The organism is Roseibaca calidilacus, assembly GCF_001517585.1.
GTDB lineage: Bacteria > Pseudomonadota > Alphaproteobacteria > Rhodobacterales > Rhodobacteraceae > Roseinatronobacter > Roseinatronobacter calidilacus.
This window is the reverse complement of record NZ_FBYC01000004.1, coordinates 370145-387983: the sequence shown is the minus strand read 5'-3', so window position 1 is coordinate 387983 and position 17839 is coordinate 370145. Positions and strand designations below refer to the sequence as shown.

Genomic DNA, 17839 nt, shown 5'->3' with positions numbered 1-17839 from the left:
TTGCGGCCATGCGGCCTAGTTCGGCTTCCGGGGATCGTGGAGCGAGAGCAAGGCGCGATACTTCTGGGTGGCGTTATTCGCGATGCGCATTGCGAACGCTTCGGGCTCGCTTCCATAAATCTTGCCCTGGTCGATGACCGGTTTCCCTGATGAAGTGTCTCGGACCATATCACAAAGATACTCGCGCACCGCCTGCCAGACCGCTTGCGAAACTATGTCCGCGTGGTCTGTTCGGTGCCATTCTTCGTCACCGAGCAGCCAATCCACCGAGACATCCAAACCGATTGAAAGGGCCATCAGCGCATCTATGCCCGGCTTGTGACCCTTGAAGTAGTTTTCGAGGGTTCGCGGCGGTAGGCCGCACAGACGGGCCATCTCAGCCTTGGAGATGCCGCGCTCTTCCCTGATCAAATCAAGCCTCTGACGAAAGCCCTCGCTCCAAACGTCATTACCCATTGCGCATACTCCAAGTTTGGTGCATATTGCTCCACACTAGGAGCGAAGTATGTCACAGGCTAGCACACCAACCGAACTGACGGAACGGTATAATGCGGTACGCGGCGCATTCACCGCTCAAGGAAGCAGCCTCCACCAGTGGTGCAAAAGTCACGGTGTGAACCATCAGAATGCACGGAAAGCGCTGATCGGGCAGTGGCAAGGACCGAAGGCAAGTGCGCTTGTCGAACAAATTCTCAAAGCCTCAGGTTTCGAAAAATGAACGCCTTTATGGATGCCAACGCCTTTTCGGACGTTAGCGGCCTTTCCGCGCGGCACGCAAGGCGCATCCTTGGGGAAGCATCGAAGGGTGAGGTATTCCAAGGTTGCCAACTTGAGGTTCTTGCCACCAGTGGCCAGGGTGGCGCTGGCGGCAGGCAATACCTTGTCGCGCTGTCCAGCCTTCCCGCTGAGATGCAAGAGCGGGCGAAATCCCTCGATCTTCCCTTGCGAGCGCCGTTCGACCGGCTTTCCCATGGTGAGATCGCTGAATGGCAGCGCGAAGAGGCGAAGTTCCGGCTGCATGTCATCAGCCCGGCGATAAACACCACACCAAGGAGCTCTGAACGCGCTCAGGCGCTCAAGCAGATTGCCAAATGCACCCATCGCGACCGCAACGGCGCGGCAAAGACGGTTTCTGAGCGCACGGCGCGGATTTGGCTTGATGCCTATGAGGAAAAGGGCCTTTCCGGCCTTGTCCCGAAGGCCTCGCCCGTTCGGGGCGCGCGCCGAGTGCTGATTTCTCGGCGATGGGATGCCGAAATCGACCTGGACAACACGGCACGGGCGACCGTCGCTTCAGAGCTGGAGCAGTATGGCCGGGACGGGACGGCGGCGGGCTGGTCAACGCGGACCGTCGCACGGCAGTGCGGCCAGAAGCTGGCCGAACTGTCGAAGAAGCATGGATCGCAGCTTTCCCGGCAGAAGCTGACCGCGATTTGCGCCCTGACCAAGAAGTGGGCGTCCCGGTTCGATGAGTTCCGGCGTGTTGATCGCTTCCGCCACGATAACAAGGCATGGGATGACCGCGACAAGCCCCGGATACTCCGGAAGCTGTCTGATAAGCCCATGGATGTTGTTTTCGGCGATGTTCACCCGATCGACATTGACATGCGGCTACCTGACAACCCGAAGCGTCAGCTTCGCCTGCGCTTGATTGCCTGGATGGACGATGCCACCCGGTTCATCTGGGGCAAGCTCGCCGCATTCGGCCCGGGAACCGGTGTTCGAAAAACCGACATCGCCGATAGCCTCTACGATTTGGTGGTCAGCGAGCAGGGTGGCGGATTGCCCGTGACCTTCTACTTCGACAATGGCGGTGAGTATAACGATGTAGCCAAGGCTATCGCGGATTTCCCAGAACTGTCAGGCTTGATATCTGGTCGCGGCCATATCCGTGCCCAGCCGTACAATGGTGCTGCAAAGCCCATTGAGGGCACCTTCAGGATACTCGAACAGAACTACTTCAGGTTCCTTCCAGGCTGGATAGGCGGGGATCGTAGCAACAAGAAAACGCAGCAAGTCGGTAAGCCGGTTCAGCCATTCCAAGGCACCCTGGAAGAACTGGCGGCGCTGATCCAGAAGGCAATCGCGACCTATAACGACACTCCGCAGGAAGGCGGGAAGCTGGAAGGCCGCTCGCCGCGAGAAGCCTTCGAGGCGGCGATAGCAAATGGCTGGGAGCCACAACGCACTGATGCGCGCAGCTTCGACGAAATCTTCAGCGAACGTCATACGCGCTTTGTGAAACAGGGGCGCATCGACTTTCGAAACGCACAATACACCTCTGAGCTGATCGGGAAACTGGGTTATCGTACTCCTGTCGAGGTGCGCGCGCCCCTGCGCACTGGCGTGGACCATGTGTTCATCCGGCGCAATGGCATACCCTGCGGCGAAGCAAACCCCGATCAGGCCTACGATACACAGGACAGGCGGGGCGCGGAAGAAGCAGGGCGGCGCATTAAGGAGCACAAGGGCGCTATCCGGGAGCTCGAAGCGCAGCTCACGCCGGGCTTCGATGGCTTCGAAGAGCTCACACGCAACACAACGGCCTTCAGCCCTGGTCAGGAGCAGCCGGGCATCATCATGCGCCTGGCCGGTGAGGAACCTGAAGCTCGAATTGCCCGCGAAGCGATGGAGAAGGAGGCCGAAAGCAAGAGATGGAAGGAAATCATGGCCCAAGCCAATGAAGTGGACGGCCAGACTAGAAAGGCCAGCGGCGGCAACCGCTGACCCTTCAACAATGTGCAGCACAACGGAGATGAAGCATGCATCACACACCTGAGCATACACCTATCATCGAAACGGAGGCGAGCGAAACGATAAAGTTTGTCGTCCGACAGATCGCGCTAACGGCGGGAATTGGGATCATCAAAGGCCCTGTGGGGATTGGCAAGACCCGGACCCTTAAGGGGCTGGTAACCGAATGGGAACGTGAAATCCGAGTGATTTACCTTCGGTCGAGCCCGGAAATCGACGGCTCCATTCTTGCCTTCACATCGGCGCTCCTGGAGCATTTCAATGTCTACGAAGGGCGCACACGCGAAGCCGTTCAGGCGCTTGCCGGCTTGCTGGGCAGCTATCCCTTCCAGGAAGGTCGCCGACCCACCGTCCTTGTAATTGATGAGGCCCAGGGCCTGAAGGTCAATGTGCTGGAAACGCTCCGTCGCCTCTATGACGATGGTGATAAGGCCCGCGAGGGAGATCGCTTTCATCCAGCCTTCGGAATGGTCTTCTGCGGAAACAAGCAGTTCTTGGGCCGCACCGGGCGCAAAAAGGAAATGGACTACGACCAGTTCCTGACAAGGATCGACGTTAGGCGCGTTCTTCCCGCGCCCAGCCGGGATGAGTTCGAGGCCCTGGCCGCTGCACTTTGCCCCACCGACAATTCGGCTGCGGCTGCACTGGCGCGGCATGGCGAAACCCAAGGCAATTTCCGGTTGATGGTCAAAGCCTACCGGCAAGCACGGATGCTTGCGGCGGGAAAGCCTGTGACGCTGAACGAAATCGAGAACGCAATTTTCATGATGGGAGATATCTGATGCAAAACCACCAACTGAATGTGAAAGACGAGCTCACACCTGAGGAGGCGCAAGACTTTGCCGGGCGCGACCTGCTTGTCACGCCATTGACGGCCGATGAGCTTGCGCAGCTTCAGACCGCTCTTGCTGGGGCGCAGGGCACCCTTTTCCGGCTACGTGAACTCATCAGCGAATGGGATGCCGCAAATGAAGGCGGAGCGGACGAAGAAACCGAAGCGGGCGCTGCGCTTTTGTCTGCTGACATCTCAGCCACTCTTGGCGCGCTCACCATTGTTCGGGGCATTCTTGCCCGCTCGAAGTTCATCCCTGTCCTGCCTGAAGGAATTGTCCAATGATCACTTCTTCTGAAAACCCCAAGGCAACGCTGACCCTGTGCCGCGACGGCCTTTACATGGCATCCAATGACGCAATCGCGGACGTGGGGTCTCTGGCGGCGCTCCTGAAGCTGCTGGATGACCTGGTGACCGAACTCGAGGTTTCCCCGCGCCACTCGCACAAGATCGACATGATCAGCGCCGCCGCGAAGGCGGGCGCGGAGATGGGCGTGCGCGTCCAGGCCGATCTTGAAGGCATGCACAAGCAGATCGTGGATCTGATCAGCGCCACCACGCGCAACGGAAAGGAGGCCGGCAATGTCGATCAGTAACAAACAGATCGCCCTTATCCATGTGGCCAAGAGCAAGCTGGGGCTGACCGAAGCGGAGTTCCGGTCTGGCCTGGTCGATCTTTGCGGGGTCACTTCCGTGACGGAGCTCGACCAGGACGGGTTCACGGCGCTCATGGGCTTGTTCGAATATCTGGGCTTCAAGCCGTTGACCGCCAAGGGGCCGGACTATGGCGCGCGGGAAGGCATGGCCAGCTTCGCCCAGCTCGAACTGATCAGGACGATCTGGAAGGAGTGGTCAGGTGCCGATGTTGAAGACGGTCTGTCGGTCTGGCTGGAACGGTACTTCGGCATGTCCAGCCTGCGCTTCGTGACGGCCCACGACGCGCGCAAGGTGATCACCGCCCTGAAGAAGATGAAGGCCCGCGACAAGGCCGCATGACCTGCGCGGCGCGACAAACGTTGAAGGGGGCGGTGCGCGGCATCGCCCCTTTTTTGCTCCAAGCCCCTCAGCGGCCCGCTGAGCGGCTTCCTGTCTCTCGGCACCCCTCACCGCCAGAAATTTCTTAAACGCCTGTTAAACGCGTTTAAGGGGGGTCTGTGGGGCGTTTTGGGTGCGGCCTTCGATGGGCATTGAAATGCGCGCCGTGTTCCGCCTATCCTGACCGCTGACAGAAAGATCACAGATGGAAGCCTTCGGACCCTTTTTACTGTTCTTCGGCATCGGCGCGCTTCTCGGGATTGCGTTCGCGGCGCTGATGCTTGCATGGGTCTTGGTGGGGCTGTTTTGCAAGTTCTTCCTGTTGCCCGCCCTGGAAGGCTTGCGCGCGGCGCTGGTCGCACTTCAGGAGCGCCGGGAAAAGGAAAGCGGCGGCAGTTGACCCGCCGCCGCCCAGTCCAGTCCGGGGCAACCTTCATTCACCCACAGCACGATAACCGGAACGCTGTCCGGGGTGATCAGGGACATACGTCCGGATAGCGTCGCCTGCATTGATGATCATGCAAGCGAGGCGGGCGGCACCAGTGCTTTCCAACGAATACCCTTCCATCGCCGAAAGGCGAAAGCTCGGTCTCTATGTCACGTACATGGAGGTCGAGCTTGCTGAGCGGTTCGGGGAGCATGCCGCCCGCCTCTTCCTTGAGAACTTCGGCGGCGGAGAATTGTTCGTTCCGCTGAAGGCCACCGATGACCATCCCGTGAGCAAGCTGGTTGGTCGGGATGTGCTGGAATGGCTGATCACCAAATATGGAAGCGGTGCAGTCGAAGTCCCGCACGGGGCCATGTCGAGCAAGAATGCGCAGGCTATCCGTATCCGTCGCCTGATCGTCAACACCACCCTCAGCACGGTCGAAATCGCAAAGCTGACGCGCGTCAGCCGCAGAACCGCGCGCCGTACCATCTGCACCATGCGTGAAGCGGGCGTTGCCCTGCCGCATCGCCCCCAGAACCCCAAATCGAAAGAGAAGTTCGAGCAATGATCGTCAATTCCGGAAACCTTTCCACCGTCTTCCGTGGCTTCCAGACCGTCTTCAACGAGGCGTTCGACAATGCGCCAAGCCACTTTGAAGAGATCACCATGCGGGTGCCCAGTTCGAACGCCGAAGAAATCTACGGATGGCTGGGCAGCTTCCCGCGCCTGCGCGAGTGGATTGGTGATCGCGTCATCCGCAACCTGTCGGTGCATGACTGGCGCATCAAGAACCGCAAGTTCGAAAGCACCATCGCCGTGCCGCGTGATGCTCTCGAAGATGACACCTATGGTGTCTTCGGGCCGATGATCTCGGAAATGGGCCGCGAAGCGCGCGACCATCCCAACGAGCTGGTATTCCGCCTTCTGGCCAACGGCTTCAGCACGGCTTGCTATGATGGTCAATATTTCTTCGATACCGATCACCTGGGCACGAATGCCCAGGGCGAAGAGGTCAGTGTTTCGAACATGCAGGCGGGCAGTGGTCCTGCCTGGTATCTTCTCGATCTGAGCCGCGCAGTGCGTCCGATCATCTGGCAGGAGCGTGTGCCCTACAAGTTCACCGCCCTGGACCGCGACAACGATGAGCATGTGTTCATGCGCGACGAATACATCTACGGGGTACGGGCGCGCGTCAATGCCGGGTTCGGCCTGTGGCAACTGGCCTATGCCAGCAAAGCCGATCTGACCAAGGACAATTACGAAGCGGCCCGCACGGCGATGATGACCCTGCGCGGGGATCACGGCCAGCTTCTGAACGTGCGCCCCACGGCCCTGGTTGTTCCGCCGGAACTGGAAGGTGCGGCGCTTCGGCTTCTGAAGAACGGCTCCACCATCGTCGAGGTGGGCGGGCAGCATGTTGCCGTGACCAACGAATGGGCAGACAGCGCCAAGCTGATCGTCACGTCGCATCTGGCAGCATAAGGGGGATACGCCATGGCAGGGCCGATCTTGGGTGTCGTTCTGCGGGCGATGGCGGGCGGCGGGGCGCGGCGCGGTGCAAGCCAAGCCGGTCGGGGCGGCCGCAATGTTGAAGCCGGTGCCATAGGAGGCGATGTTGCGGGTGGCCTGGTCGAACTGGGGCGCATCGCCCAGGGCGACCGTCAGATGATTATCCAGGTGGTCGATAGAGACGGCTTCATGGCTGCGCTGCAACGCCTTGCGGAACGCGGCTCCAACATGCAGTCGGTGTTCCAGGAAATCGGCAGCTATCTTCAGTCTGAGGTCGAAAGCAATTTCGAAAGCGAAACCGCCCCGGATGGAACCGGATGGGCGGGCCATTCCACCGCCACCCTTTTGCGGCGCGGTGCCGGGGCAAAGAAGTTGCGCGACCGTGGTCACCTCTATGGCTCCCTGAGCTACAGCGCCTCGCATTCGCAAGTCGCGGTCGGGACGAACCGCGCCTATGCGCGCATTCACCAGATGGGCGGACAAGCGGGCCGGGGCCGTCAGGTCACAATTCCCGCGCGTCCCTTCCTCGGATTGAACGAGGAAAACCGGCAGGAAATCGGGCGCATCGTCAACGACCACATCACAGAAGGGCTTCGCCGATGACTTCCATTCACCAGTCCGCCTGGTCTGTCGAGCTGGCCACATCCGGCCAGGCGCAAGACTGGGTTCACCTTCTGCCTCTCGGCACCTTCAACGGGCGCGATGGGCGCGGCCCTTACATGGTGCGCGATGCCGCCGACATCATCGCTGCGACCCGCAAGCTCGGCATGGATTTGCCGGTCGATTATGAACACCAGATCGACCACGCCACCAAAAACGGCCAGCCCGCTCCGGCGGCGGGCTGGATCAAGGAACTGAAGGCCGATGCCCAGGGCATCTGGGGACGTGTCGAATGGACCGACAAGGCGCGCCAGCATCTTGCCAGCAAGGAGTACCGGTTCCTCAGCCCTGTCTTCACGTTCCACAAGACCACAGGAGAAATCATGCGCCTTCACCGCGCCGCGTTGACGAACAACCCCAACCTTCAACTCACTGCGCTCGCCAGTCAGGAAAACCCACCGGCTGATCCGCCCGAACTGGCGGCGGCTGATCTGCGCGGGCAGCTCATCCAGATGCTGGCCTTGCCGGAGGACATCGCGGATGACGCGTTGCTGCAAGCGGTGTCGGCCCTGGTCAATCGTGAAAGCGAGCCTGCGCCGGAGCCGTCGCAGCAACGTCAGGAGACGGATGGCGGCACGATGGAGCTGGCGCTTGAACTGAACCGGGCACGGGCGCGCGAAGCCGAAGGCAAGGCGCTTGCCGCCGTGGATGGCGCAATCACCTCGGGCAAGTTGCCGCCCTACCTGCGCGAATGGGGCCTCGCCCTTTGCCGTGAAAACCCGGAACGGTTTGACGAGTTCGCCCGCCAGATGGTGCCGGTTCTGACCCCCGGCAGTCAGATCGCGGGGCGCGGTCTACCCCGTGACCGGCAAGAGCTGGCCCTCATGACCAGCGGCGGGACGGGTGATGAACAGGAAATCCTGTCGCGCCTGGGCGTGTCGCAAGAGGCGTTCCGCAAGACGCTTCAGCGCGAAGGCGGCTGACATGCCCACCTTCGGCGCGAGGGACATGGAGATTGCCAGTTGGCTGATCGTTCAGCCCGCTGGCCTTTGCCATGCTGAAATCGCCCAGGAATGTGCGGCCCGCTTCGGCTCCGATGCCTGGGGCGAAGATCGCATCCGCGCCACGCTGGTCAGCCTCCCCCGGAAGGGTGGAGCAATGCCTATGGCCATGCGGAATGCGGAGGTTCTGGCGTTCGTCAATGCCCGGATCGGCACGATGACCTTCAGCGCGCTGGCCGAAGAATGTCGCGCGCGCTTCGGTGACAAGGCTCCAAGCCGCAGTGGTCTGCATCGCTACGCGCACCGGATCGGCGGTCTGAAACGCACCCTCAACCGGCAGTTAAACGGCCTGTAACCGGCGTTCGAAAACGGCATCCAGTCCCACCAGATGCCATCACGTCCAAGATAATCCCGGCCACCTCAGTGCAGTTTCATTGGTGCCAGTGCAGAATGGTAAGTACCAGTACAATGTCATCGGCGGTGGGATCACGCGGTATGTCACGCAGCCCAGAGGTGGCCGCCCATCGCAGGATCACATCTTTCGCGCAGCGAATATAAGTCACTCCGGCGGCTCTGGTGACAGGGCGCATTTCATATTCGAAGCGGCCGACATAGCCGTCCCTGTCTATCATGATGACGGTGGGTTCCTTGCCGGTCAGATGCGCGGCAAATAGCGCCTGATGCACGCTGTCGCGCGCCGAGGAGGTTCCATCAAGTGCGACCTCGATCACATGAGAATCGGTTTCGCAATCCACCCGGATATGACGCGTCATCTCGTAAGTGTCGAAATACTTGCGCGTTTCGGCTTCGCTGCCGCCAAGAAAGGTGCAAAGAATGGCGGCAAGTTCCAATTCGCCCATGATGCGCTTCCGTTAACAAAGGTTAACGAAAAGTTAACGCGCCGCAGGCACAACATCAAGCGGCACGGCAATGGGTCAACAGGCTTTGCGACGCGCCTCGCGACGCAGATGCAAACGATACAGGATCGGGGCGGCCAGTTTGTCATAGACGATCCCGACCAGGCTTCGCAGACCGGGCAGACCGACAAGCCTTGCCAGCCACCGCCAGCGCGGCAGGGCTTGCCAGATCAGCAGGAACGCCGGAAAGCCCGACAGAATGCGCCCGTCATGGCGCGCGTGCAGGCGGCGCATGGCCTGATCGGCACTGATACCCCAGCCATCCAGCGGCGCGGTGTTCAGATCCGTGAAATGCAGATCCGCCCCTGTTGCTGCTGCGCGGGCGCGGTAATGGGCGATCTCTGCGGAACAGATCGGGCAGCGCCCGTTATACAAAATCTCGGTCATACAGCACAGGTAGCGCCCTGCCCCGCCCGCTCAAGCAGCACTCTTGGGCCAGGGTGTCGCATGGCGGTCATAGGGCGACCAGTCGTCGATATCGGGGTAAAATTGCCGCCGCCACGCGCGCACTTTCGGGTCCATGAAGCGCCGCCATAGCGGCGGAACCATGGCCAGCGTGGTCAGTGCAGGGTAGCCATAGGGCAGTTGCGGCGCATCTTCGCGGTCATAGGTTTGCAGCAGCGGAAAACGGCGGTCTGGCTTGAAATGGTGGTCCGAGTGGCGTTGCAGGTTAATCATCAACCAGTTTGACGCTTTATGCGCGGCATTCCAGCTATGATGCGGGCGGACGGGTTCGTATTTTCCGTCCCCGATATAACGCCGGGTCAGGCCGTAATGCTCAATATAGTTGGTCAGTTCCAACTGCCAGATTGCAATCAGCGCCTGCCATGCGAACAAGGCCACCCCCCACCAACCCGCGATAATGAACGCCAGCGCCAGCATCCCCCCTTGCAGCGCAGCATAGCGCCAGAACGGGTTAGAGCCATGCCACGCGCTCACGCCCTTGCGCTTGAGCATCGCCGCTTCGGCCCGCAGGGCAGAGCCGGGACAATCGCGCAAAACCCGCCAGAAATAGGCCTGGAAGCCCTCTCCCATACGCGCCGTCACAGGGTCGCGCGGGGTGCCGACATAACGGTGATGGACCTGCAAATGTTCCGACCGGAAATGGCTATAGAGCACAGAGGCCAGCAGCAAATCGCCCAGCCAGCGTTCCAGCTTCGTTTTCTGGTGCATCAATTCATGGCTGTAGACGATCCCGATAACCCCCGACATGACACCCACGCCGAACATCAGCGACAATTCTTCGAACCAATGCAGATGGTCGGTCGCGGCAACCCACCAGAGCGTTCCGAAAATGACCGCGAATTGCACCGGGAACCAGACAAGCGTGATCGCGCGATACCAGAACAGGTCTTTCAGCGGGGTTTCGGTGTCGGGGTTGTCAAGGTTCAGGCCCGTCAGGAAATCCATCGCGGTGAACACGCCCCAGCCATAGATCGGCATCAGAAGCAGCCACCAACCGCCCTGCATGGCCGCAACCGCAATCAGCGGCACGAACCCGAGCGAGGCCCAAAACGGCATGGCGGCGGAAAAGCGGCGGAACTGGTCTGGTGTCACGCGGGGAACCCCATGTTTTGGCGCGAAAATAGCGCAACTTTCAATCCAATACAGCCCCCAACAGGTGCGACATCATACACCCAGCACAGGCGCGGCCAAGGCATGGGCCTTGCGCATCAGCGTGGGCAGATCGCGCGGGTTGAATGCCGCTGGGGCAACGAAATTGCCGGGCGCATCCATGGGCAGAGCAGCTACCCGCAGCGACAGGCGCAGGTGGAAATGGGTGAAGGTGTGGCGGACCTCTGCATCCAGCGCGCGCCAGTCAGCGAGGATGGGCGGGGCATCAATCGGGTCGGACGTGGCCCAATCGGTCCCCGGCCAGCCCAGCGTGCCCCCCAGCAGGCCCTTGGGCGGGCGGCGTTCCAGCAGCCACGCGCCATCCGCGCGCCGCCCGATATAGGCAATCCCGAAGCGCACAGGCTTTGCCGCTTTCGGCGTTTTGCGCGGCAGGTCCGGCGCGGTGCCATTCGCGCGCGCCGCACATGGCCCGCGCCAAGGGCAAATGCCGCAAGCGGGGTTTCGGGGCGTGCAAATGGTCGCCCCCAGATCCATCACTGCTTGCGCATAGTCGCCGGGGCGCTGGTCGGGCGTCAGCCGCGCGGCATACCCGGTCAGAACCGGCTTGGCGGCGGGCAACGGCGTGTGCTCATCGAATATCCGCGCCATAACGCGTTCGACATTGCCATCCACGACGGTTTCGGCACGGTTGAACGCAATGGCGGCAATCGCGGCAGAGGTATAGGGGCCGATCCCCGGCAAATTTTGCAAGTCCGCGCGCGTGTCGGGGAACTCCCCCAGTTCTGCCACGGCCCGCGCGCATTTCAGCAGGTTGCGCGCACGGGCATAGTACCCAAGCCCGGCCCATTCGGCCATAACATCGGCATCTTCCGCCGCGGCCAATGCCTGCACGGTGGGCCAACGCGTTGTAAAGCGGTGGAAATACGCTTTTACCGCGGCAACCGTGGTTTGCTGCAACATCACCTCGGACAGCCAGACACGATACGGGTCCGCCTGCCCGCCATTGGGCGGCACACGCCACGGCAATGCGCGGGCATGGCGGTCATACCAAGCCAGCAATTGCGCTGCCATCGTCTTGTTGTCACGCATCTTTGACGCACCATCCCACAGAAATGCCGCGTCCCCCTCTGGCCACGCGCGCCCAGAAGGATAAACTGCGCCAGACAGGAGACAACCGCAATGCCGCCCCCAAATTCGCAAATGCCCCCGCGCAAGGCCCGTGGTTTTCAGGCAGCTTCCAGCCTGCTGGGCGCGCAAATTCGCAAGGTGGGCGAAGCGCGCGGCTTTGCCGTGTCGCGCCTGCTGACACATTGGTCAGAAATTGCGGGGCCAGAGATTGCCGCCTGCGCGCGGCCCGTCAAGATTGGCTATGCCAAGGGCGGTTTCGGCGCCACGCTGACCCTGCTGACCACTGGCCCGGCGGCCCCCATGGTGCAAATGCAGCTTCCGCGCCTGCGCGAGAAGGTGAATGCCTGCTACGGCTACAACGCGATTTCGCGCATCACGATCACCCAGACCGCCCCCACCGGCTTTGCCGAAGGGCAGGCCCAATTCACACCTGCGCCCAAGCCCGTGCCAAAAGCGCCCGCCCCGCAGGTCGTGACGCAGGCCCGCGCCGTCACCAACGATGTGGCGGACGACGCCTTGCGCGCAGCGCTTGAATGTCTGGCCACGAATGTCCTAAGCAAACACGAGCGAACACAAGGAAAGACCCGATGAACAAATTCGTCCTGCCTGCGATTGCCGTGGCCGCTGCCTTGGGCGCGGGCGGCTGGTGGTATAGCACGCAATCCGCGCCTGCTGCGACCGAAACCGCCAGCACCGCTGCAAGCCCGGTTCAGGCGCAAGAGCTGGATTTTCCGCTGGGCAACCCCGATGCAACTGTCACGGTGGTGGAATATTCGTCTTTCACCTGCCCGCATTGCGCGACCTTCAACCAAGGCCCCTATGAGCAGTTGAAAGAAGAATTCATCGACACCGGACGCATTCAATACATCAAGCGCGAAGTGTATTTCGACCGCTACGGCCTGTGGGCGGGCATGGTCGCGCGCTGTGGCGGCGGCGCGCGTTACCACGGTATTGTCGAGATGCTGTATGAACAACAGCGCGATTGGGCGGGCGCGAATGACCCCGCGCAAGTGGCCGACAACCTGCGCCGCCTTGGCCGCAGGGCTGGCATGAACGATGCAGAGCTAAGCGCTTGTCTGGAAGATGCCGACACGGCACTGGAGCTGACAGAGTTCTACCAAGCCAATGCCGAGGCCGACAATATTCGCGCAACGCCCACATTCATGATCAACGGGCAGCAATATGAAAACATGCCCTATGACGAATTCGCCCGCGTGCTAAACGAAAAGCTGGACGGCTAAGCCCCGTGCCGGGACCATTGCAAGGGCTGCGCGTTGTGGAACTTGCGCGCATCCTCGCCGGGCCATGGGCGGGGCAGACCTTGGCCGATCTGGGTGCAGAGGTCATCAAGGTCGAAGCACCCGAAGGCGACGACACCCGCCGCTGGGGGCCGCCCTTTGTGACCCGCGCCGATGGTAGCCAAGAGGCCGCGTATTTCCACGCCACCAACCGTGGCAAAGCATCGGTGACGGCCGATTTCCGCACCGAGGAAGGGCGCGCCAAGGTGCGCGCGCTGGCCGCCGATGCCGATATCCTGATCGAGAATTTCAAGGTCGGCGGCTTGGCCAAATACTGGCTGGATTATACCAACCTGTCGGCGCTGAACCCGCGCCTTATTTACTGCTCTATCACAGGGTTCGGACAGACCGGGCCATATGCCCACCGTGCGGGGTATGATTACATCATCCAAGGCATGTCGGGGCTGATGTCCATCACAGGTCCGGATGATGGGCCACCCTACAAGGTGGGCGTGGCCGTGACGGATATCATTACCGGCATTTATGCCAGCACGGCTATTCTGGCGGCGGTGCAGGAACGCCACCGCACGGGCCGGGGGCAACATATAGATATGGCGCTGCTGGATTGCGCCGTGTCCGTCATGGCCAATCAGGCGATGAACTACCTTGCGACCGGAAGCGCACCGGGGCGCTTGGGCAATTTCCACCCCAATCTGGCACCTTATCAGGTTGTGCCTTGCGCCGATGGGCATATCATCATTGCCACCGGCAATGACGGGCAGTTCCAGCGGCTTTGCGCGCTTTTGGCCCGGCCCGATCTGGGCGAAAGCCCCGATTACGCCACCAATGCAGACCGCGTGGCGCGCCGTGCGGACCTGTCCGATTCGCTGTGCGCCGAAACCATGGGCTGGACCAAAGCTGCGCTGCTTGCAGCCTGCGAGGCGCATGGCGTGCCCGCCGGCCCCATCAATGACATGGCAGAAGTTTTTGCCGATCCGCAGGTCCAAGCCCGTGGGCTACGATTGGACATGGACGGGCTTGCCGGGGTGCGCGCGCCATTTCAGCTTGCCGATCCCCCCGCCGCGCGCCCCGCCCCCATGCTGGGGCAGGACGACTAGGGCTACATCCCCTCGCCGAACTTGTCGGCCACGAGCGCGGCGAGGGCGTCCATGACCTCTGCCTCTTGCGCGCCAGAGATTTTTACCTTGATCGAGGTGCCACGCGACGCCGCCAGCATTAACAAACCCATGATGGAATCGCCCGGCACGCTCATGCCGTCTTTCATGACCTCGACATCGGCCTCGAATCGCTCGACCACTTCCACGAATTTCGCCGATGCGCGGGCATGAAGCCCCTTTTCGTTCACGATTTCAAGATCTTGTTCAATCATGCGGCCTGTCGTCCATGTCGTATCAGTTTCCCAACTCGATAGAGTTGATGTATTTGCGCCCCGACTCCAACGCCGCTGCGGTCGCCTCTGGCAAGGACAGGTCACGCGATTTTGCCAGCTTTATCAGCATCGGCAAATTCGCCCCATACAGGATGCGCCGGTTTGGCGACGCGCAGGCGGGCAGCGACAGGTTCGAAGGCGAGCCACCGAACATATCCGTCACAACGACCGTCCCTTGCCCGGTATCGACCGCTTCGGCGGCGGCCGTGATCTCGTTTTGCTTGGCGTTGCGGTCATGGTCATATTCTATGGAAATCGCCACCATGCCGGTTTGTTTGCCGATCACGTGCTCGATCGCAGCCAGATATTCGCGTGCCAAGCCGCCATGCGCGACGATCACGATCCCGATCACGCCCAAACCCTACTCGTTTGCCGGGGGTTCCATCCCGGCCTTGCGTTCCAATTCTCTATGACGTTTAGACACGCGCCATGGTCCCCGTGCAAGCGCATTTGCCAGTTTTTCGGCCATTGCGACAGAGCGGTGTTGCCCGCCCGTACACCCAAGCGCCAGCATGACCAGCGGTTTACCCTCTTTGGCGAATTCAGGCAGCAAGCTATCCACCATAGCGTGTATCTTCTCAAAATACGGCTGCGCGCGGCTGTCTTGCATGATGAACTCTGCCACGGCCGGGTGGCGCCCATCGAGACGGCGCAAATCCGGTTGCCAGTGCGGATTGTTCAGAAAACGGCAGTCGAACACCATATCCACGCCGCGCGGAATGCCGCGCTTGTAGGAAAAAGACTGCACCTGCACGCCCATCGCCCCGCGACCTTGCGGGGCGAAAAGTTGAACAATCTCTGCGCGCAGATCATGCGGGCTTAGGGCCGATGTGTCGACCAGCATGTCCGCGCGGCTGCGCACCGCTTCCAGCAAGCGCGCTTCTAGGGCAATCCCATCGGCAGGCGGCAAATCGGGCCGCAGCGGGTGGCGCCGCCGCGTTTCCGCAAACCGCCGGATCAGGACATCTTCCGCACAATCAAGGTAAAGCAGGTCGAACACCGTATCGGGCAGGCTTGCCAATTCCTCGACAAGGCGCAACAGCGCATTGACGGAAAAATCCCGGTTGCGCGTATCCAGACCCAAAGCCAGCGGACGCTCCAACCGCGCGCGCACAAGCCGCGGCACCAGCGACGACGGCATGTTGTCGATCGCTTCAAAGCCGATATCCTCCAGCGCCTTGAGCGCCGTGCTACGCCCGGACCCGGACGGGCCAGTCACCAGAACCAGCCGCGCCGCAGTTTGCGCAGGATCGGTCATCTCATGTTCTCGCATCCTGTGATCCATGCTTGCCCCAACATGTATTGCCGAAGGCCCGATGCGGTAGCCCCCTTGGCGGGGATGTGAAGCCGCGCCACCCGCAAGCCAAGCATTTCGTGCCATTGCGGCGCGGGCAGGCGGTTCTGAGCGGAATTGTCCATGTCTACCCATAACACGACGGGCGCCTGCGCCAAATGGGCGACAGGCAACAAACCGACGCCCCGCCATTCGATCAATCCGGCAATCGCAGGTGGGGCCGAAGCGATCAACCGATCCCCTTCCACGTGAAACACGGTCTGGTCATCGCTGACCAGCCGCGCACCAAGGGCCAACAGGTCCAGCGCCAGCGCAGATTTTCCACTTCCGGAGCGCCCGCTTAACACCAGCGCTTGGGGACCATCTGGCAAGTCGAAGGCAACCGTGCTGGCGTGAACCGTCGCCTGCCCCATGGTCAGAGCGGCAAGCCCACGACAAAGCGTGCGCCAAGCGGGGGGCTGTCTGGCTCTGCATCGGGCAGACGAATATTCTCGGCCCAGATCACACCCTGATGCGCTTCGACAATTTGTTTCGAAATCGCCAGACCAAGCCCGGAATGGTTGCCGAATTGCTGGACGGGGCGTTCGGAATAAAAGCGTTTGAACACTTTCTTCAGCGCGTTATCCGGAATGCCCGGCCCGGTATCTTCAACCACGATCAGCACACGGTCGGCCCGCTTGCGCGCCCAAACACGGACCGCATCGCCATCTTCGCAAAACGAAATCGCGTTGGTAATCAGATTGACGAAAACCTGCGCCAAGCGCGATTCCAGGCCGGTAATGATGACCGGTTCTTCCGGCAACAGCTTGACGAACTCGACACCTTTTTCCTCGGCCTCAGAGGCCAGGTGCTCGCACAGGTTCTCTAGCAACTGATTGAGGTCGAATTCCTCCTCCTCTTCCTTCACCAGTTCTGCATCTAAGCGCGACGCATTCGAGGTGTCCGACACAAGCCGGTCCAGCCGGCGGACATCATGCTCGACCACATCAAGCAGGCGCTGCACCTGATCTTCGCGCTTGGCCATGCGCAGGCTTCCGACGGCAGATCGCAAACTGGCCAGCGGGTTCTTGATTTCATGCGCGACATCGGCGGCAAATTGTTCATTCGCTTCGACGCGATCATAAAGCGCGCCAACCATGCCACGCATGGCGCGCGACAAATCGCCAATTTCGTCGGGGCGGCCTGTCAGATCGGGGATGCGCACGCGACCGGGCCGCGACTTGCGGGCATCGCGGTTCTTGCCAAGCTCTGCCGCCACGGCCAGATCGGCCAGCGGATTGGCGATTGTCGACGCAAGCACAAAGCTCAGGCCAATAGACACGACCAACGCGATCAGGAAAAACTGCAAGACCTGTTCCCGGTCATACCGCATAAGGCGTGCGGTATCAGCGGCGTCGCGCCACATCACGACAGCGCCTTGCACCTGCCCGTTCACCTTGACCGGCGCGCTTGCGGCAATCCACATCACATCGTCGCTGCGATGCGTATGCGCGGCAGGGGTGCCATCAAGATTGCGCGCAACCAGATCGTCAAGCAATTCATCAAGCGTTGCGGGCTGCGGGTCTATCCCGGTGGCGCGTGACAGGAAAGACACGCTGTTCCAGATACCGCCCAAGATATCGCTGATCGCGGTAGAGCGGTCCGGCACCTCTGACGGTGGCGGCGGCAGCGCGCCGCGCGTGCGCGCCTGTTGCTGGCCCGCCGCGTCAAAGAACAGCAGTTCAAAGCGCTCATCAAGCGCAATGCGCTGCGCCACGACCTGCGCCGATTGTTCGACCCCGCCCGCAGCCGCCACAATATCGGCCACGATCTGCACACTGGTGCCCAACATCTCTTCCTGTTGGCGCAAGAGCGAGTCGCGGAATGGATTGGTGAACAGAATTCCGCCCACTAAGATGATCAAGGCCAGCAGATTGAACAAGGTGATCTTGCGCGCCAACGGCGAGCTTGAGATGCTCAGCAGCCCGCGCCGTGCGCGCGTGGCGCGGACTTCGGATTCAACGGCATCGCCGGGGCCGATCCAGTCATCGCCCAGTACAACGTCATTCGGCGCTGTCACTACGTCCATTTTCACGG

The 17839-nt window shown here is 61.2% G+C and carries 25 protein-coding genes; 15 read left to right on the top strand and 10 right to left on the bottom strand.

The genetic code is table 11. The annotated features are described in order from the left end of the window. Positions 1–15 precede the first annotated feature (15 nt). Positions 16–456, bottom strand: a complete 441-nt coding sequence (locus tag AWT76_RS05380) for a helix-turn-helix domain-containing protein (protein WP_072245440.1) — start codon at positions 454–456, stop codon at positions 16–18. Between the two features lie 49 nt (positions 457–505). On the opposite strand from AWT76_RS05380, the gene AWT76_RS16885 reads away from it, so the two are divergent. The 12 genes from AWT76_RS16885 (at position 506) to AWT76_RS05320 (ending at position 8516) form a co-directional block, all read left to right on the top strand. After that, on the top strand, positions 506–718 hold the full coding sequence (locus AWT76_RS16885) for a hypothetical protein (RefSeq protein WP_072245439.1): 213 nt from the start codon (positions 506–508) through the stop codon (positions 716–718). Further along, complete coding sequence (locus tag AWT76_RS05370; RefSeq protein ID WP_141655887.1) at positions 715–2727, top strand: transposase family protein; 2013 nt, start codon at positions 715–717, stop codon at positions 2725–2727. Before AWT76_RS16885 ends, AWT76_RS05370 begins: the two co-directional genes overlap by 4 nt. A gap of 35 nt (positions 2728–2762) precedes the next feature. Then, positions 2763–3536: an AAA family ATPase gene (locus AWT76_RS05365; RefSeq protein ID WP_072245437.1), complete on the top strand. Its 774-nt coding sequence runs from the start codon at positions 2763–2765 to the stop codon at positions 3534–3536. Further along, positions 3536–3871, top strand: coding sequence for a hypothetical protein (locus tag AWT76_RS05360; RefSeq protein WP_072245436.1), 336 nt, complete (start codon positions 3536–3538; stop codon positions 3869–3871). Before AWT76_RS05365 ends, AWT76_RS05360 begins: the two co-directional genes overlap by 1 nt. After that, on the top strand, positions 3868–4182 hold the full coding sequence (locus AWT76_RS05355) for a hypothetical protein (RefSeq protein ID WP_072245435.1): 315 nt from the start codon (positions 3868–3870) through the stop codon (positions 4180–4182). Before AWT76_RS05360 ends, AWT76_RS05355 begins: the two co-directional genes overlap by 4 nt. Beyond that, positions 4169–4582 carry a regulatory protein GemA gene (locus AWT76_RS05350; RefSeq protein WP_072245434.1) on the top strand — a complete coding sequence of 138 codons (414 nt, stop codon included), beginning with the start codon at positions 4169–4171 and terminating at the stop codon, positions 4580–4582. The genes AWT76_RS05355 and AWT76_RS05350 overlap by 14 nt, the downstream gene beginning before the upstream one ends. Positions 4583–4826: 244 nt before the next feature. Next, entirely contained in the window at positions 4827–5021 is a 195-nt protein-coding gene (locus AWT76_RS05345; RefSeq protein ID WP_072245433.1) for a hypothetical protein, read from the top strand. 142 nt (positions 5022–5163) lie between these two features. Continuing rightward, the gene (locus tag AWT76_RS05340) at positions 5164–5619 is read left to right on the top strand and encodes a hypothetical protein (protein WP_176699293.1); all 456 of its coding nucleotides are present in this window, start codon (positions 5164–5166) and stop codon (positions 5617–5619) included. Continuing rightward, on the top strand, positions 5616–6533 hold the full coding sequence (locus AWT76_RS05335) for a Mu-like prophage major head subunit gpT family protein (protein ID WP_072244193.1): 918 nt from the start codon (positions 5616–5618) through the stop codon (positions 6531–6533). Before AWT76_RS05340 ends, AWT76_RS05335 begins: the two co-directional genes overlap by 4 nt. A gap of 12 nt (positions 6534–6545) precedes the next feature. Next, positions 6546–7163, top strand: coding sequence for a phage virion morphogenesis protein (locus AWT76_RS05330; RefSeq protein ID WP_072245432.1), 618 nt, complete (start codon positions 6546–6548; stop codon positions 7161–7163). Further along, positions 7160–8143: a phage protease gene (locus tag AWT76_RS05325; RefSeq protein WP_072244191.1), complete on the top strand. Its 984-nt coding sequence runs from the start codon at positions 7160–7162 to the stop codon at positions 8141–8143. The genes AWT76_RS05330 and AWT76_RS05325 overlap by 4 nt, the downstream gene beginning before the upstream one ends. 1 nt (position 8144) lies before the next feature. Next, positions 8145–8516 (top strand): hypothetical protein, encoded by a 372-nt coding sequence (locus tag AWT76_RS05320; protein WP_072245431.1) that lies wholly within the window; start codon positions 8145–8147, stop codon positions 8514–8516. A gap of 76 nt (positions 8517–8592) precedes the next feature. Here the strand turns inward: AWT76_RS05320 and AWT76_RS05315 are convergent, their stop codons facing one another. The 4 genes from AWT76_RS05315 to AWT76_RS05300 form a co-directional block, all read right to left on the bottom strand. Next, on the bottom strand, positions 8593–9021 hold the full coding sequence (locus tag AWT76_RS05315) for a hypothetical protein (RefSeq protein WP_245638776.1): 429 nt from the start codon (positions 9019–9021) through the stop codon (positions 8593–8595). Positions 9022–9096: 75 nt separating this feature from the next. Next, positions 9097–9465 (bottom strand): thiol-disulfide oxidoreductase DCC family protein, encoded by a 369-nt coding sequence (locus tag AWT76_RS05310; protein ID WP_072245429.1) that lies wholly within the window; start codon positions 9463–9465, stop codon positions 9097–9099. A gap of 30 nt (positions 9466–9495) precedes the next feature. Beyond that, positions 9496–10599, bottom strand: coding sequence for an alkane 1-monooxygenase (locus AWT76_RS05305; protein WP_072247485.1), 1104 nt, complete (start codon positions 10597–10599; stop codon positions 9496–9498). Between the two features lie 108 nt (positions 10600–10707). After that, the gene (locus tag AWT76_RS05300; protein ID WP_072245428.1) at positions 10708–11742 is read right to left on the bottom strand and encodes an A/G-specific adenine glycosylase; all 1035 of its coding nucleotides are present in this window, start codon (positions 11740–11742) and stop codon (positions 10708–10710) included. A gap of 90 nt (positions 11743–11832) precedes the next feature. Here AWT76_RS05300 and AWT76_RS05295 point away from each other — a divergent pair, with 90 nt between their 5' ends. The 3 genes from AWT76_RS05295 to AWT76_RS05285 are packed head-to-tail and all read left to right on the top strand — an operon-like array spanning position 11833 to position 14137. Further along, positions 11833–12372 carry a DUF721 domain-containing protein gene (locus AWT76_RS05295; RefSeq protein WP_245638775.1) on the top strand — a complete coding sequence of 180 codons (540 nt, stop codon included), beginning with the start codon at positions 11833–11835 and terminating at the stop codon, positions 12370–12372. Then, on the top strand, positions 12369–13022 hold the full coding sequence (locus tag AWT76_RS05290; protein WP_072245427.1) for a DsbA family protein: 654 nt from the start codon (positions 12369–12371) through the stop codon (positions 13020–13022). Before AWT76_RS05295 ends, AWT76_RS05290 begins: the two co-directional genes overlap by 4 nt. A 5-nt stretch (positions 13023–13027) precedes the next feature. Further along, the gene (locus AWT76_RS05285) at positions 13028–14137 is read left to right on the top strand and encodes a CaiB/BaiF CoA transferase family protein (protein WP_072245426.1); all 1110 of its coding nucleotides are present in this window, start codon (positions 13028–13030) and stop codon (positions 14135–14137) included. A gap of 2 nt (positions 14138–14139) precedes the next feature. On the opposite strand, the gene AWT76_RS05280 is transcribed toward AWT76_RS05285, so the two are convergent. Genes AWT76_RS05280 through AWT76_RS05260 form a run of 5 tightly spaced genes read right to left on the bottom strand, consistent with a single transcriptional unit; the run spans position 14140 to position 17831 of the window. Beyond that, positions 14140–14409, bottom strand: a complete 270-nt coding sequence (locus AWT76_RS05280; RefSeq protein WP_072245425.1) for an HPr family phosphocarrier protein — start codon at positions 14407–14409, stop codon at positions 14140–14142. A 22-nt stretch (positions 14410–14431) separates the two neighbouring features. Beyond that, on the bottom strand, positions 14432–14821 hold the full coding sequence (locus AWT76_RS05275; protein ID WP_072247481.1) for a PTS sugar transporter subunit IIA: 390 nt from the start codon (positions 14819–14821) through the stop codon (positions 14432–14434). 9 nt (positions 14822–14830) lie between these two features. Beyond that, positions 14831–15727 (bottom strand): RNase adapter RapZ, encoded by an 897-nt coding sequence (rapZ, locus tag AWT76_RS05270; RefSeq protein ID WP_072245424.1) that lies wholly within the window; start codon positions 15725–15727, stop codon positions 14831–14833. After that, positions 15724–16176, bottom strand: a complete 453-nt coding sequence (locus AWT76_RS05265) for an HPr kinase/phosphorylase (RefSeq protein ID WP_072245423.1) — start codon at positions 16174–16176, stop codon at positions 15724–15726. The genes rapZ and AWT76_RS05265 overlap by 4 nt, the downstream gene beginning before the upstream one ends. 2 nt (positions 16177–16178) lie before the next feature. Continuing rightward, positions 16179–17831: a sensor histidine kinase gene (locus AWT76_RS05260; RefSeq protein WP_072245422.1), complete on the bottom strand. Its 1653-nt coding sequence runs from the start codon at positions 17829–17831 to the stop codon at positions 16179–16181. Positions 17832–17839 lie beyond the last annotated feature (8 nt).